This is a genomic window from Micromonospora sp. NPDC048935, assembly GCF_043197875.1.
Classification (GTDB): domain Bacteria; phylum Actinomycetota; class Actinomycetes; order Mycobacteriales; family Micromonosporaceae; genus Micromonospora.
Genome location: NZ_JBICTZ010000014.1, coordinates 149,289 through 164,515, shown reverse-complemented (window position 1 = coordinate 164,515; position 15,227 = coordinate 149,289). Strand labels below are relative to the sequence as shown.

Annotated in this window: 15 protein-coding genes; 6 read left to right on the top strand and 9 right to left on the bottom strand. The window is 72.3% G+C overall.

Annotated elements, in window-relative coordinates:
- Positions 1–11: 11 nt before the first annotated feature.
- Complete coding sequence (locus ACGFIW_RS30085) at positions 12–713, top strand: transketolase (protein WP_393322836.1); 702 nt, start codon at positions 12–14, stop codon at positions 711–713.
- A gap of 5 nt (positions 714–718) precedes the next feature.
- A complete protein-coding gene (locus ACGFIW_RS30080) occupies positions 719–1,612 on the top strand; it encodes a transketolase family protein (RefSeq protein WP_393322944.1) in 894 nt (297 codons plus the stop codon).
- On the opposite strand, the gene ACGFIW_RS30075 is transcribed toward ACGFIW_RS30080, so the two are convergent.
- Positions 1,598–2,305 (bottom strand): glycosyltransferase family 2 protein, encoded by a 708-nt coding sequence (locus tag ACGFIW_RS30075; protein ID WP_393322833.1) that lies wholly within the window; start codon positions 2,303–2,305, stop codon positions 1,598–1,600. The two genes, ACGFIW_RS30080 and ACGFIW_RS30075, sit on opposite strands and share 15 nt — an antisense overlap.
- 124 nt (positions 2,306–2,429) lie before the next feature.
- Here ACGFIW_RS30075 and ACGFIW_RS30070 point away from each other — a divergent pair, with 124 nt between their 5' ends.
- Positions 2,430–4,616 carry a glycosyltransferase family 39 protein gene (locus ACGFIW_RS30070; RefSeq protein ID WP_393322830.1) on the top strand — a complete coding sequence of 729 codons (2,187 nt, stop codon included), beginning with the start codon at positions 2,430–2,432 and terminating at the stop codon, positions 4,614–4,616.
- A gap of 179 nt (positions 4,617–4,795) precedes the next feature.
- Positions 4,796–6,394, top strand: coding sequence for a ricin-type beta-trefoil lectin domain protein (locus ACGFIW_RS30065; RefSeq protein ID WP_393322827.1), 1,599 nt, complete (start codon positions 4,796–4,798; stop codon positions 6,392–6,394).
- A 39-nt stretch (positions 6,395–6,433) separates the two neighbouring features.
- Here the strand turns inward: ACGFIW_RS30065 and ACGFIW_RS30060 are convergent, their stop codons facing one another.
- The 6 genes from ACGFIW_RS30060 to ACGFIW_RS30035 all read right to left on the bottom strand — a co-directional run bounded on the left by ACGFIW_RS30060 (position 6,434) and on the right by ACGFIW_RS30035 (position 12,192).
- Complete coding sequence (locus ACGFIW_RS30060) at positions 6,434–7,033, bottom strand: hypothetical protein (protein WP_393322824.1); 600 nt, start codon at positions 7,031–7,033, stop codon at positions 6,434–6,436.
- Positions 7,034–7,089: 56 nt separating this feature from the next.
- Positions 7,090–8,556 (bottom strand): histidine kinase dimerization/phospho-acceptor domain-containing protein, encoded by a 1,467-nt coding sequence (locus tag ACGFIW_RS30055; protein WP_393322821.1) that lies wholly within the window; start codon positions 8,554–8,556, stop codon positions 7,090–7,092.
- On the bottom strand, positions 8,549–9,241 hold the full coding sequence (locus ACGFIW_RS30050; RefSeq protein ID WP_393322818.1) for a response regulator transcription factor: 693 nt from the start codon (positions 9,239–9,241) through the stop codon (positions 8,549–8,551). The genes ACGFIW_RS30055 and ACGFIW_RS30050 overlap by 8 nt, the downstream gene beginning before the upstream one ends.
- Before the next feature lie 90 nt (positions 9,242–9,331).
- Positions 9,332–9,838 carry a hypothetical protein gene (locus ACGFIW_RS30045; protein WP_393322815.1) on the bottom strand — a complete coding sequence of 169 codons (507 nt, stop codon included), beginning with the start codon at positions 9,836–9,838 and terminating at the stop codon, positions 9,332–9,334.
- Between the two features lie 111 nt (positions 9,839–9,949).
- A complete protein-coding gene (locus ACGFIW_RS30040) occupies positions 9,950–10,963 on the bottom strand; it encodes a phosphotransferase (protein WP_393322812.1) in 1,014 nt (337 codons plus the stop codon).
- 56 nt (positions 10,964–11,019) lie between these two features.
- The gene (locus ACGFIW_RS30035) at positions 11,020–12,192 is read right to left on the bottom strand and encodes a thiolase family protein (protein WP_393322809.1); all 1,173 of its coding nucleotides are present in this window, start codon (positions 12,190–12,192) and stop codon (positions 11,020–11,022) included.
- A gap of 112 nt (positions 12,193–12,304) precedes the next feature.
- Between ACGFIW_RS30035 and ACGFIW_RS30030 the strand changes: the two genes are divergently transcribed.
- Positions 12,305–12,739 carry a PH domain-containing protein gene (locus ACGFIW_RS30030; RefSeq protein ID WP_393322806.1) on the top strand — a complete coding sequence of 145 codons (435 nt, stop codon included), beginning with the start codon at positions 12,305–12,307 and terminating at the stop codon, positions 12,737–12,739.
- A gap of 11 nt (positions 12,740–12,750) precedes the next feature.
- Here the strand turns inward: ACGFIW_RS30030 and ACGFIW_RS30025 are convergent, their stop codons facing one another.
- Together ACGFIW_RS30025 and ACGFIW_RS30020 are read right to left on the bottom strand one after the other, a co-directional pair.
- Positions 12,751–13,662, bottom strand: coding sequence for a rhomboid family intramembrane serine protease (locus ACGFIW_RS30025; RefSeq protein ID WP_393322803.1), 912 nt, complete (start codon positions 13,660–13,662; stop codon positions 12,751–12,753).
- Positions 13,663–13,762: 100 nt separating this feature from the next.
- The gene (locus tag ACGFIW_RS30020) at positions 13,763–14,293 is read right to left on the bottom strand and encodes a peptidylprolyl isomerase (protein ID WP_203119037.1); all 531 of its coding nucleotides are present in this window, start codon (positions 14,291–14,293) and stop codon (positions 13,763–13,765) included.
- Positions 14,294–14,377: 84 nt separating this feature from the next.
- On the opposite strand from ACGFIW_RS30020, the gene ACGFIW_RS30015 reads away from it, so the two are divergent.
- The gene (locus tag ACGFIW_RS30015; RefSeq protein WP_393322798.1) at positions 14,378–15,157 is read left to right on the top strand and encodes a hypothetical protein; all 780 of its coding nucleotides are present in this window, start codon (positions 14,378–14,380) and stop codon (positions 15,155–15,157) included.
- Positions 15,158–15,227 lie beyond the last annotated feature (70 nt).

The window sequence follows — 15,227 nt, the reverse complement described above, 5'->3', positions numbered from 1 at the left end:
ACAGTAGTGGCATGACCACCACACTGACCACCGACACCGACACCGGTGCCCGGCTTCCCGGGCTGATCCGAAGACTGACCGGCGACGAGAAGCACGCGCCAAGCGCGCACTCCACCATCGACGTGCTCCAGGTGCTCTACGACCGGGTGCTGCGGGTCACCCCCGACACCGCCGACGACCCGGAGCGGGACAGGTTCCTGCTCTCCAAGGGGCACGGGCCGGCGGCCTACTACGCGGTGCTCGCCGCGCACGGCTTCATCCCGGACGCCTGGCTCGACGACCTGGCCGGGCCGGACAGCCGGCTCGGCCACCACCCGGACCGGGTGCTGGTGCCCGGGGTCGAGATCGGCTCCGGCTCACTCGGCCACGGGCTCGGGCTGGCCGTTGGCACCGCCCTCGGCCTGCGAGCACAGGGGCTGCTCACCCCCCGCGTGTACGTGCTGCTCGGCGACGCCGAACTGGACGAGGGTTCCAACCACGAGGCGATCGCGTACGCGGGGGCGACCGGCCTGGACAGCCTCACCGCGATCGTGGTCGACAACTCGTCCGCCACCCACGGCTGGGCCGGTGGCATCGCCAGCCGGTTCACCGTCAACGGCTGGACCGCCGACACCGTCGACGGACGGAACCACAGCGCCCTGTACGCGGCGCTGACCGGGCACCGGCCACGACTGCCGCACCTGGTGGTCGCCCGCGTCGAGAACAAGGGATGACCGATATGCGTAACGCCTTCATCGACACCACCACCGCCCTTCTCGACGAGGACCCGCGTACCGCGCTCGTGGTGGCCGACATCTCGGCCAGCCAGTTCGCGCCGGCCGGCCATCGGCACCCGGACCGGGTGCTCAACGTCGGCATCCGGGAGCAACTGATGATCGGTGTGGCCGGCGGGCTCGCCCTGACCGGGCTCCGCCCGATCGTGCACTCGTACGCGACGTTCCTGGTGGATCGGGCGTACGAGCAGATCAAGCTGGATCTGGACCACCAGGGCATGGGCGCGGTCCTGGTCAGCATCGGCGCGTCGTACGACGGGTCGGCGGAGGGCCGAACCCACCAGTCGCCCGCGGACGTGGTGCTCTTCGACTCGCTCGGCGACGGCTGGACGGTGCGGGTGCCCGGCCACCCGGACGAGGTCGCCCCGCTGCTCCGGCACGCCGCGACCGGTGACGACCCGGTCTACCTGCGGCTCAGTGAGCAGCGCAACGCCGAGGCGTACCCGGACGCGGACCGGCTACTGGTGCTCCGGCGGGGCGGGACGAACGCGCCGCTGGTGGTGGCCGTCGGGCCGACGCTCGATGCCACGTTGGCGGCGACCGAGGCGATGGACGTGACAGTCGCGTACACCCACACGCCCCGGCCGTTCGACACCGCGGGGCTACGGGCGCTCGCCGGGACCGAGGTGGTGCTCGTCGAGCCATACCTGGCGGGCACGTCGAGCGCGATGGTCAGTCGGGCGATGGCGGACGTGCCGCATCGGCTGCTCACGCTCGGGGTGGGTCAGACCGACCTGCGACGCTACGGAAGCCCGGCCGACCACACCCGGTGGCACGGCCTGGACGCCGCCGGTCTGCGGCGGTCGATCGGCGCGTTCCTGGGGTCAGCGCGGGGCTGAGGTGGCGGGACGGCGGCGTGCGCGCTCGCGGCCGAGGATCCAGATCGCCTCGACGCCGTCCTTCCAGGTGATCTTCTTGCCCTCTTCGCGGCCACGTGCCCGGTAGCTGATCGGCACCTCGTACGGCCGGATCCGGCGGCGCAGCAGCTTGCCGGTCACCTCGGCCTCCATGCCGAAGCCGCGCGAGCGCACCTCCAGCGACCGGTAGAGCGCCACCGGCATCAACTTGAAGCAGGTCTCCAGGTCACCGATGTACGAGTTGAACAGCACGTTGGCCGCCATCGTGACGCCCTTGTTGCCCATCACGTACCAGAAGCTGTAGGCGCTGTGGCTGCCGAACGTGCGATTGCCGTAGACGACTGTGGCGCGCCCGTCGAGCACCGGGTCGAGCAGCTTGGGAATGTCCTGCGGGTCGTACTCCAGGTCGGCGTCGAGGATGACCATGTAGTCACCCTCGGCGCTGTCGACGGCCGTCTTGATGGCGGCACCCTTACCGGCGTTGCGCTGGTGGGTGATGACCCGCAGGCGTGCGTCGTCGGCGCGACCGAGAACCTCGCCGGTGCCGTCCCGGCTCCCGTCGTCGACCACGACCAGCTCGATCTCGCACGGATAGTCCACCGCCAATGCCTGCTTGAGGGCATCCGCGATGCGTTCTTCCTCGTTGAAGACCGGCATCAGGATCGAGAGCTTCACGGGAATCTCCACGGTGGCGACGACACGTCGGGCATAGCCTAGCCCGGCTGGTCAGTGCGACGTTGGCCGCCACCGCCGGGCAGTCGACGTGGCAGTCCCAGACCGATGGTGTTTACTTCCCGCCATGTCGGCTGCCGGCTCCCTGCTCGCGGTGGTGCCTGCCGCCGCGGTGCTCCTGCTCACCGTCGTGACGAGGCCGCGCGGGGCCGCCGGGGTGGCACCGCTGCGGCTCGCCGTGGTACGCGCCGCCCTGCTCAGCGGGGCGTACGCGGTGCTCGTCGTCGAGGTGCTCGGCGCGTCGCACGCGCTGACCCAGCCGGCGTTCGTCGCCGCCTGGCTGCTCTTCCTGCTCGCGTGCGCGGTGGCGGCGGTTGTGCGCCGGTGGCGGGACGCCACTGCCGCGCAGCAGCCCGCCGCGACACCCCGGCCGGTACCGGTCGGGGCGGTGGTGGCCGGCGGCGCCGGCCCGGAACTGCCCGCGCCGAGCACCGACGCTGGCCCAGCCGGGCGCGGCCACCGGCCGGTCGGTCCGGCCCACGGTGGCCTGCTCACCAGGGCGCTCGACATCTGGCGTACGGCGGGGCGGGGCGAGCGCCTGCTCGCCGGCACGGTCGGCGGGCTGGTCCTGGTGGAGTTGCTCGTCGCGCTGCTGGCCGAGCCGAACAACTTCGACTCGCAGACGTACCACCTGCCGAAGGTGGAGCGCTGGGTGGCCCAGGGCGACCTGGACTTCTGGCCCACCGCCATCCACCGGCAGGTGACCATCCCGCCCGGAGCCGAGTACCTGCTGCTGCACCTGCGCCTGCTGACCGGCGGGGACCGGCTGCACAACCTGGTGCAGTGGGCCGCCGGAGTGCTCTGCCTGCTGGTGGCCGCACGGATCACCGCGCAACTCGGCGGCGGCCGGCGGGCTCAGTTGTTGACCGCGTTCGTGCTGGCCACCACGCCGATGGTGGTGCTCCAGGCGACGAGCACGCAGACCGACCTGGTCTGCGCGGCCTGGGTGGCCTGCGCGGCGACCCTGGTGGTGGACGGGCTGCGTCGGCGGACCGGCTGGGGCACCCTGCTCGGGCTGGGGGCGGCCACCGGGCTGACCGCGGTGACGAAGACCAGTGGCCTGATCGCGGTGGGTCCGCTGCTCGTGCTCTGGGGGTTGGCGCAGCTCCGACTGGCCCTGGCCGGCCGGGCACCGGCTGCCGGCGGGTCGACCGCCCGCCCGGTCGCCGGCGCGGCGCGCGTCATCTGTGGTTCCGTGCTGGTCCTGCTGGTCGCGGCCGTGGTGGTCGGCCCGTTCCTGGCCCGGGTGACCGCCGAGTTCGGGCATCCGCTGGGCCCGCCCCGGTTGCGCGAGTCGATCCCGATGGAACGGCACGATCCGCCGTCGATCCTGGTCAACGCGCTGCGGATCGGGCACACCGCGTTCGACACGCCGCTGGCGCCGCTGCGAGATCTCGGCGGAAAGGCGATCATCGGCGGCGCGGACGCGATCGGGGTCGACCCCCAGGACCGGGCGATCACGTTCGGCCGGGAACTCTTCCCGGAACCCGCCTGGTACCCGGACGAGGACCGGGTGGCCTTCCCGATCGTCGGGGCGCTGGCGTTGATCGGCACGGTGGTCGCGCTGGCCCGGCCGCGCCGAATCGACAGCGGGCAGATCGGGCCGCTGCGGGCGTACGCGGTGGTGGTGCTGGCCACGGTCCTGCTGCACACCTCGATGATCAAATGGCAGCCGTGGGGCAACAGACTACTGCTCTACGCCCTGGTGCTGGCCGTGCCGCTCGCCGGACTGTGGCTGGACGCGCTACTGCGCCACCGCGCCGGCCGCACCATCGGCACGTCCGGCCGCCGCCGGTCGGTGGCCACCCTGACGGTGGTCGTCGTATTGGTCACCTCGGCGTTGGCCGGGGTGCTCGCGCTGTCGTACGGCTTCCCGCGCCGACTCGTCGGCTCCGGCTCGGTCTTCACCACCTCGGACTGGGACACCCGGTTCCTGCGCCGCCCGCAGTGGGCCGACGAGTTCCGCTGGGCCGCCGGGGCGGTCCGGGACAGCGGCGCGCGGCGGATCGGGCTGGTGGAGCAGAACGACAACTGGGAGTACCCGTGGTGGCTGCTGCTGCGCCAGCCGGACGGCCGCCCGCCGGAGCTGGTGTCGTTGCAGTCGGTCCTGCCGGAACGACCGCCGGCCGACCCCACCTCGGTGGACGCGATCGTCTGCACCGGTGCCAAGCCGGCCTGCGCCAAGCTCGTTCCGGCCGGCTGGCGGTTGGAGTTCCGCGGCTACGTGGGCTACGCCCTGCCCCCCGGCCGCTGATCCGGCCGGACACTCGGACCGGACCCGCACCGCCACGCGGTCGGCGCCCGGATCGTCCGATCCGGGCGGTTCGGCAGCCCGCGCGCAAGGATCCGAGACGCATTCACATCGATTGATCCGCACGTTACCGTCTGGTAACTCAGTCGACGTCCCGCGACTGAGCCGAAAGGAGTGCGTCGATGCCTGCAACCCCCGCCAGGCCCGAACGCGCGACCCGACGACGGGCCAGCACCGTGGTCGTCGCCGTCGCCGCTCTCGTGCTACCGATGCTCGCCGGACCTGCCGCCCCCGCCACCGCCGCCGACCGACCGGCCGTCCAACCACTCCCCGCCAACCTCGAAGCCGTCCGCGCCGCCGAGGCCACCGCCCTCTACGGCAGCCCGGCGATCCGCCCCATCGAGCAACGCCGCACCGCGTTGATCACCATGGGCGACAGCGAGATCTCCGGCGAAGGCGTCGGCAACTACGTCCCCGGCACCCACCAGGACGGCAACTGGTGCGACCGCTCGTACGACCAGGCGGTCTTCCGCACCGGCATCCCGTCGGACACGCAGTACAACATCGCCTGTTCCGGTGCCACCCCGTGGAACCTGATGGCCGGCGGCCCGACCCAGCACAACGAGCTGAACCAGGGCGACTACCTGGGCATCAAGGCGCGCAACACGCACGTGAAGCTGATCTGGGTGGTGGTCGGCGCGAACGGTGACGGCACCATCCAGTTCGGCCCGGTCGCCACCGACTGCGCCATCCGTCGGGTGTTCTTCCAGGGAACCTGCTATCCCACCTACACCGACCAGTGGACGATCCGCACCGACGGCAGTCGGCAGGCCGTGACCGACGCGCTCACCGACATCCGGCAGACCATGACCGACGCCGGCTACCTGCGCTCGGACTACGAGCTGGTGCTCATGTCGTACCCGAGCCCGGGTAGCCCGGACGTGGAGGACAATCCGAACTTCCCCGGCTGGTACTCCGGCGGCTGTCTGCTCTACCTGGCCGACGCGGCGTTCGCCCGCAACAAGGCGGTGCCGCTGTTCGAGTCGGCGCTGCGCGCCGCCGCCACCGCGACCGGCACCCGCTACCTGGACGCCAGCCGACTCTTCCACGGCCACGAGGTGTGCACCGACAACACGTCGGTCCGCGGCCTGTTCATCGAGGTCGGAATCTGGAACGAGAACGCCGCCCGCCAGTCGTTCCACCCCAACGCCCGGGGGCACGGCATGTTCGCCCAGTGCATCACCCAGTTCTGGAACTCCGGTCAGGAGCGGGCCAGCTGCGTCGACCCGGCAAGCACCGGCGGCGGCGTGCTCTACCCGGGGCTGCTCGAATTCAGGCAACTGCGCAACCTGGCCACCGGCACCTGCGTCGACGGCAGGGGCTACGACTCCCGCAACGGCACCGTGCAGCAGCCGCATGCCTGTCACGGTGGTCGTAACCAGGGCTTCTGGTACGACTCGACCCGGCGGTCGCTGCACTCGGAGCTGTCCCACGACCGCTGCCTGGACGTCGCCAACAGCTCGATGACCGCCGGCACCGCTGTCAACATCTACGACTGCAACGGCACCGGCGCACAGCAGTTCGTCTTCGTGGGCAACCAGCTCCGGCCGGCGGCGGGCAACCTCTGCGTGGCGTTCGACAACCCGTTGCTGGGCAGCTCTCGCCTGCGCCTGGCCAACTGTTCCAGCAGCACCCGACAGCAGTGGTCGTTCGAGGCGCGTACCGCCGCCAACCCGGTCGGCTACGGTCACGACGACTTCATCGGCTCCCGCGTCTACTGACGAAGGAGGGGCCCCTGCGTCGACGCAGGGGCCCCTCGGTCACTTGGCGTGCGGGACGAGGATGAGGCGGGCCACGCCCTTGTCGCCGTCCTGGGTGCCGGCGACGCCGAGCGTCGCGCCGACCTTGACCTCGCTCGGCTGCACCGTGGCGCGCCGCTCGACGACTCGCAGGTCGTCGCCGAAGGTCCAGGTCATGGTGAAGCCGTCGGTGGACTTGACGGTCATCGAGTCACCGTCGATAGCGGTCACCTCGCCGCGCTGCACGGCGACTGTCTGCGTACCGCCGTCCTTGTTCTTCACCACGGCCTCGCCGTGCAGGGTGTTCTTGCGCAACTGCACGCGGGCCTGGTGGCGCTTGCGCAGCTCCTCGCCCCGCTTCTCCCGGGCCTTGTCCTTTGCGGTGGGCGAGGCACCCGGCGTCGGGGTGGCCGGCGCGGCAATGGTCCGCACGTCCAGGTCGTCCGCGTCGAAGCCCATCGCGGTCAGCGCCTGACCCTCCACGCCCATCGCGGCGGCGACCTCGACGGCAGCCTCCCGGGCGGGTTGGCTGGCCACCTCGGCCGCACCGCAACCGCTGACACCGAGCGCGACCGCCGCGAGCAGCGCCGTGGTGCCGGTGGCGAATCCCCAACGTGGCATGGCTTTTCCTCTCGTCCGTGGAGGTCTCAGCCTCTCCCGTGACGACGAGCGGAGCGTCAGGCAGATGTTCGGGCCAGGTAAGGATCGCCGGGCAGTCGGACCGTGAAGGCGGCCCCGCCCTCCGGCGCGTGCCCGGCGGCGATCTGCCCGCCCAGCCGCCGGACCAGCCCGGCCGCCAGCGCCAACCCCAACCCGCTGCCCACCTTGCGGACCCCCCGGTAACGCTGGTGCAGCGCGCCGCGTTCGAACGCCACCGCCAGGTCGTCGTCGGTGAAGCCCGGCCCGCCGTCGCGGACCTCCAACACGCCGCCGTGCGCCGGGTCCACGCCCGCCGGCCGGACCGCGAGCACCACCGGCGACCCCGGGGGTACGACCCGAAGCGCGTTCTCCAGCAGCCCGTCCAGCACCTGCCGGATGCGCCCCGGATCGGTGTACGCGGGCACCGGCTGACCGGGCGTCTCCACCCGGAACGGCACGCCCACCGCCGCACAGCGACCGGCCCAGGTCGGCTCGGCGTCCAGGGCCAGCTGGGTCAGGTCCACCGACACCGGTTCGAGAGGGAAGTCGGCGGCCTCCAGCCGGGCCAGCGCCAGCAGATCACCGATCAGCCGGTCCAGGTGTTGGGCCTCGGCCAGCATCGTCCGGCCGGTGTCGACTGTGTCGTCCGCGCCGAGCACCCCGTCGGCGAGTGCCTCGGCGTACCCCCGGATCGCGGTCAACGGGGTGCGCAGTTCGTGCGAGACGGACAGCAGGAACTCCCGTTGCCGCCCCTCACTGGTGGCCAGTGCGCCGGCCAGTCCATTCAACGCCTCGGCCAGGTCGGCGACCTCGTCCGGCGGCTCGACCGGCACCCGGACGGCGCGATCGCCGGCGCGTAGCCGGGCGGCGGCGGTGGCCGCGACGCGGATCGGCCGGGCCAGCCGGCGGGCCAGCAGCAGCCCGGCCACCACACCGGCGGCCAACCCGGCCAGCAGCGGCAGCCACAGGCTGCGCAGCACCTGGGCCCACAGCCCGTTCGCCAGAGGACGGGAGAGCACCACCCCGTTGCCGCCGGCCAACGCCCGGCCCTCGACCAGGGCGCGCTCGCCGTTGACGGCGCGCCGGGCCGACACGTTGCGCCCCTGCCCGATGCGCTGCACCACCCGGGCCGGCAGACCCGGCCGGTCGGCCGCACCACGCCGAATCAGGTACGCGTTGATGCCCTGGTCACGCAGTTGCTGGACGAGCCGTTCCTCGTCCGCGGTGCGGCCCCGGTCGAGGCGGGTCCGCAGCACCTCGGCGGCGAGCCGGGCCTGCGCGGCGAGCGCCTCCTGCTCGCTCCGCTCCGCGCCGCGGATCGCCAACGGCACGGCGACGATCGCGGTGACCAGCACCGACACCAACGCCACCGCACAGGTCACCAGCACCGCCCGGGCGGTCAGGGTGCGGCCGAACCGGCCCCGACGAGGTGCCGCCGGCGGGCCGGCGCCGACCACCGGTAGAAACATGGTCGGTGACTCGGCGCGCGCGGGATGATCAGGCATCGACCGCGTACCCCACGCCGCGGTGGGTGCGGATCACGCTGGTCGGGCCGAGCTTCGCCCGCACCTGGGCGACGTGCACGTCGACGGTGCGGGTGCCGGCGTGTGCCGCGTAACCCCAGACCCCGGCCAGCAGCTCCTCCCGGGTGAAGACCCGACCGGGCCGAGCCATCAGGTGGGCCAGCAGGTCGAACTCGGTGGAGGTGAGCTGCACCGGCGCGCCCGCGACGGTGACCGTGCGGCGGCCCGGGTCGAGCGTCACCGGGCCGACGACACGCGGCCGGTCCGCGCCCTCTGGGCCACCGGCGGCCCGGCGCAGCACCGCGCGCACCCGGGCGACCAACTCGCGAGGGCTGAACGGCTTGGTGACGTAGTCGTCGGCGCCCAACTCCAGGCCGACGATCCGATCCACCTCGTCGTCCCGGGCGGTGAGGAAGATGACCGGGGTCCAGTCGCCGACCTCGCGGAGCCGACGGCAGATCTCGGTGCCGGGCAGGCCCGGCAACGCGATGTCCAGGACGCAGGCCACCGGGCGCAACCGGCGGGCGGCACTCAGGCCGGCGGCACCGTCCCGTTCCAGGTGGACGCCGAATCCGTCCCGGACGAGGTACAGCCGGACCAGGTCGGCGATGGCCGGTTCGTCCTCGACCACGAGGACGAGCCCGCGGTGCGGCGGTTCGACGGTCACCGGCCCATGATTGCCGACGGCGAACGCTCGACGCGATCGGTGTGTGTACGAGTTCGGTAAAGGTACGGCAAGGCGTGGCCGGGTGTCAGTTCACCAGGACGGAGCGAACATCCCGGGCCGCGCGCCGGCCGGTGCGTCGCCGATGCTGGCGACGACCCGCGCGCCGGGCGGTCGCAGGCGGCTCCGGAACGCCTGGTTGAGCAGCGCGTCGAGCTGCCAGACCTGCTTCGGGTGACTGGTGCGGATCAGGAACCGCTCACGGATCCCGTCGATCGCGGTGGCCGCCATCTCGACCGACTGGAGTCGCGGGTCCGGGCTCCAGGTGACGTTGCTCAGCTCGCGCAGCTCGGTGTTGAGATGCAGACGCAGACGGTGCAGTAGTCGGGTCTGCTGGGTCACCACCAGGCGGCGGTGGGTGAGCAGCAACAGGTAGTCGCCGGTGACCGGACGGTCGGGGCGGCTGCAACGGGTGACCAGGATGGTGGCGTCACCGGAGCCGACACAGCGCCGGAAGACCGGCATGTGCCGGCTCACCGTCTGCACGGCCAGGCCAGCCTCGGCGGCGGCCGGAAGGAACGTTCGGGAGAAGACGTCCATGACCTGCCCAACGACGTCGCCAGCAGGGTGACGCGGGTCACGCGGGTCTTTTGGAAGTTCCACGCCGGCTGTCGCACTGGCTGTCCGATTTCCGACGTCGACGGATCATGGTCAGGAATCGGGCTGAAGTGGACTGGCGGCGAACAGCTCCTCCAGCCAGCCCGGGACCGCGTCGGCGTACTCGACACGGGACTCCTCGGCTGTGTCCAGGGCCCGACGCCAGGACAGCGACCGGCTCACCGGCCCCAGGCCGATCGCGAGGTCGACCGCCTCCACGAGGGTCCGCCGGTCGTACCGGTCGGTCCACGCCTCCAGGTACGCGTCGCGCAACCGCGCGAGCTGGGCGTCGTCGGCGGCGAGCCTCTTGTCGTGCCGGATGGAGCGCAGGGTGACCAGCAGCGTGCCGAACGGGTGCGCCACCGAGGCGTCGCCCCAGTCGAAGTACCGGTACCCGGCCGCGCCGGCGAAGACGTTGCCGTCGTGCAGGTCGTCGTGTTGCACCGTCGCCGGAATGCCGATGTCGGCGAGCCGGCGGCACCGCTGCGCGTACGCCGGCAGCTCGGCCCGCAACCGCTCGTGCACCTCCGGGCTGAGCCCGCCCTCGGCACCGATCAGCAGCGCCTCGTGATCGTCGAGCAGCTCGGCGAAGAGACCGGCCAGCACCTCCGGACGCTGATCCGGCACGCCCAGGCCGACCAACTCGTCGGCGCGCGACGCGCTCGCCAGTTGCAGCGCCGCGTACCCGGGCAGCGCCCGCTCCCAGTGCGCCAGATCAGGATCGCGCGCCAGCACGTCCCGCAACGAATCGCCGCCGTCGGGCAGCAGCGACCAGCCCTGCGCCGGGTCCACCGCGATCGGCGTCAACACCCGGTCGGGCGTCAACTCGGCGAGCGCCGCGATCAGAGCCGCCTCGTGCACCGTGCCCGGATTGTTGGCCTTGAACCAGACCGGGCCGTCGTCGGTGGGCACCCGCCACACCAGCGACCAGGGACGAACCCGAGGCTCCACCAGCCCGGTCACCCGCCGGCCGGCCTGGCTCAGCCGCGCGTCGACCCAGGACCGCGCCCGCACCTGCCACTGCTCGCTGGACCAGTCGGGCGCGCGCTCACCGGCGATCGTCGTCACGCTGGGCACCCTAGGCGGCCGTTCCGCGTCGAGGCGAGGCGTTTTCCCGCCCCGCGTCAGACCAGCTCGACGATTGTCGCGTTGGCCATGCCGCCGCCCTCGCACATGGTCTGCAGGCCGTAGCGGATCCCGTTGTCCCGCATGTGCTGGAGCATGGTGGTCATGATCCGGGCACCGGAACCGCCGAGCGGATGACCGAGGGCGATCGCCCCGCCACGCGGGTTGAGCCGCTCCGGGTCCGCCTCGGTCTCCGCCAGCCAGGCCAGCGGCACCGGGGCGAACGCCTCGTTCACCTCGTACACCCCGATCTCCTCGATGCCCAGCCCCGCGCGGCGCAGCGCCTTCGCGGTGGCCGGGATGGGCGCGGTGAGCATGGTGACCGGGTCGTCGGCGGCGACCACTGCGGTGTGGATCCGGGCCAGCGGGCGCAGGCCGTGCCGGCTGGCCCAGTCGGAGGTGGTCACCGCGAGGGCGGCGGCACCGTCGGAGATCTGGGACGCGGAACCGGCGGTCACCACGCCGTCGGCGCGGAACGGGGTGGCCAGCTCGCCCAGCTTCGCCAGGGAGGTCTCCCGACGGATGCCCTCGTCGGCGGCGAACTTGCCCCCGTCGGCGAGCGGCACCGGGGTCAGCTCCGGGTCGAACGCGCCAGCGTCCTGCGCAGCGGCCGCCTTCTCGTGGCTGGCCAACGCGAACTCGTCGAGCTGGGCACGTGAGAGCCGCCACCGCCGGGCGATCAGCTCGGCCCCGACCCCCTGGTTGAACGGCAGCGGCGCATCGTCGGCGAACCCCTCGACGCCCCGGTAGCGGGCGCGCAACTGATCGCTGACCGGCATGCCGCCGGCCACACTGGAGCCCATCGGCACCCGGGTCATCGACTCGACACCGCCGGCGACCACCAGGTCCGCCTGGCCGGAGAGCACCGTCGCGGCGGCGAAGTGCAGGGCCTGCTGGCTGGAACCGCACTGCCGGTCCAGGCTGGTGCCGGGCACCGTCTCGGGCCAGCCGGCGGCGAGCACGGCGTTGCGGGCGACGTTCCACGACTGCTCACCGACCTGGGACACGCAGCCCCAGAAAACGTCGTCGACCTGAGCCGGGTCGAGCCCGGTGCGCTCGGCGAGGGCGCGCAGCACGTGCGCCGAGAGGTCGACCGGGTGGACGCTGGCGAGACTGCCCCTGCGCCGTCCGACCGGGGTGCGCACCGCGCCGACGATGACCGCGTCACTCATGTTTACTCCCCGGTAACGTGGGCTGCCCCGATCCTACGTCGTCCGTCGACCGGTCGTCCGGCCACACCCGCACGAGGTGCCGGAGTCCGACGGCCACTGGCATGCTGGGCGGGTGAATGAGACCTCCCCGGCACAGCAGTGGCGGGTGCCGTCGAGCCTGCCGGCGGCGAAGCTGGCCGGCGCCGTCCTGCTCGTCGCGCTCGGGCTGCTCTTCGCCGACGGCGACCCGGTCCGGCTGGTGGTGGCCGTCCTGGCCGCCGCCGCGCTGGCCGGCTGGGCGGTACGCGACCTCGTCGCGCCGGTCCGGTTGGCGGTGGACCCGGCGGGGCTCACCGTCATCCACGGGTTCGCGGGCCGACGGCTGCTGCCCTGGTCGACGGTCGAGGAGATCACCGTCGACCGGCGGCCACGGCTGGGGCTGACCAGCGAAACCCTGGAGATCGACGCGGGCGACTCGCTGCACCTGTTCGGCCGGTACGACCTGGGGGCGTCCCCGGAGGAGGTGGCCGCCGCGCTGCGGGCCGCCCACCCGGACACCGTCGGATAGCCCTCGACCGCTCAGCCGAGCAGGGCGGTGCTGCGGAAAAAGGCCAGGGCGAGCAGGATCAGCAGGATGATCGCACCGCCGGTGACCTGCACCAACGTGCGCCGGCCACGCGGCGCGTACGCGAGCACCAGCGCCATCAGCGCACCGACCACCAGACCGCCGAGGTGCCCGGGGATCGAGATGCCCGGCACGGCCAGCGTGAACACCAGGTTGATCACCAGGATCGGAATGATCTGGGAGATGTCCCGGCCCATCTTGCGCTCGATGATGAGCAGCGCGGCGAAAAGCCCGAAGATCGCGGTGGACGCGCCGGCAGTGGTCGCGTTGCGAGCACTGAACAGGTAGGCCGCCACGTTGCCGCCAAAGCCCGCGATCAGGTAGAGCGCGGCGAAACGCACCCGCCCGAGGTTGGCCTCCAGCGACCGGCCGAGCACCCACAGCGCCCACATGTTGAGCAGCAGGTGAATCACGCCGTAGTGCAGGAACATCGCGGTGACCAGCCGGTACCACTGGCCCTCGGCGATCCCGCCGAGCGTGCCGTCGGGGAGGACCGCCAGCCCAAGCACCGACCCCCAGTTGGTCAGCGGCGTACTGCCGCCCATCAGGCCGCCGAAGCCAGAGCCACCCACCGCCGCGTCCCCGCCCCGGTCCGACGCGATGGACAGCACCATGAGCAGCACGTTCAGCGCGATGAGCGCCTTCGTGACGTAGCCGTGCCGGCCGGCGGTACCGCCACCGAAGGCGGTACGCGCCGGCCGGACACTGCGACGTCCCTCGTTGACGCACTCCGGGCACTGGTGCCCGACGGACGCCTCCCGCATGCAGTCCGGGCAGATCGGCCGGTCGCAGCGGGTGCACCGCACGTAGGTCTCCCGGCCGGGGTGCCGGTAGCAGACCGGGGCGGTCGGCGGAGACTCGCTCACCGGGCCGCCCCTCCGTCCACCGACGCGCGATCCACCGACGCCGGCCGGTGCGGTGCTCCGGAGCGCTCAATCATGCGAGCAAAGGTACCTCGCCGGTCGGTCAGGAAGCAGATCGCTCGATCTCGACCCGCTCGATGACGACGTCCTGGAGCGGACGGTCGCTCGGGCCGGTCGGGGTGCTCGCGATCGAATCGACGACCTTCACCGACTGCTCGTCGGCAACCTGGCCGAAGATGGTGTGCCGGTTGTTGAGGTGCGGCGTCGGGGACACGGTGATGAAGAACTGCGAACCGTTGGTGCCCGGTCCGGCGTTCGCCATCGCCAGCAGGTAGGGCCGGTCGAAGCGCAGCTCCGGGTGGAACTCGTCGGCGAACTTGTAGCCCGGCCCGCCCCGGCCGGTGCCGGTCGGGTCGCCCATCTGGACCATGAAACCGCTGATCACGCGGTGCGAGATGGTGCCGTCGTAGTACGGCCCGCTGCCCGGCTGACCGGTGCGCGGGTCGGTGTACTCCCGGTTGCCCTCGGCCAGGTCGACGAAGTTGCGGACGGTCTTCGGCGCGTGGTTGGGGAAGAGCTCCAGCCGGATCGGGCCAGCGTTGGTGTGCAGGGTGGCGTAGACAGCCTCGGCCACGGGTACTCCTCACTCGTTGGTCAGTTCCATGCGGATCCTCCCATGTGCCCGATCTGGCATCGCGGAGGCATCCGAAGGTGGAGGATGACGAAGGAACAACTCCCAGGAGGTAGGACCGTGTTTGGATTCGGGCGGCGTAAGTCCCAGGGGCAGTTGGCCAAGGCCGAGCTGAACCAGAGCATCAGCCACCTGGTGCAGGCAGCCAACCACGCCGCGAAGGGTGCCGGCGCGACCGTCGGCCCGCGGGTCCAGGTGGCCCGGGGTTACGTCGGGCCGGCCGCGGCGAGGGTTCGCGACCAGGCGTCGACCGGCTGGGGGACGACACTCACCACGCTGGCACCGCTGGCTGCGGCCGCCCGTGACGGCGCCGCGCAGGCAGGGCCGCTGACCAGGAAGGCCAAGTCGAAGACCATGCGGATCACCGGTAAGAAGAAGCAGCCGCGTCGTCGCGGCTCGATGATGACCGGCCTGCTGGCAGCAGGCGTCGTCGCCGGCCTGGCCGGCGCGGTGGCCATGCGTCGCCGCCGGGAGCAGCAGGAGTGGGCCGAGTACGACCCGACCCGCGGCAGCCTCGAACCGATGCGTGACGAGGTCGACTCGATCGAGGTACGCACGCCGTCCGCCACCAAGGGCAGCGACGGGGCCGCCGTGACCGGCGCCGCGGGGATGACCGGTGCCGGCAGTTCGGCGGTGGCCGGCGGCACCAGCGCGAGCACCACCGGCCCGGCCAAGCAGACTGGCATCCGCCCGACGGACAAGGTCCCGTCGGTCGCCGAGGGTGCCACTGACGTCTCCGGTCGGCCGACCGACGACCTCACCAAGGCGCTGGGCAAGGACACCGCCCGCACCAACGGCCGCCGCTGACACCAGCGACAGCGCATCGAGCGCCGACGAGCGGGCTGCCCCCGCTCGTCGGCGCTTCGCGTGCGCGGGT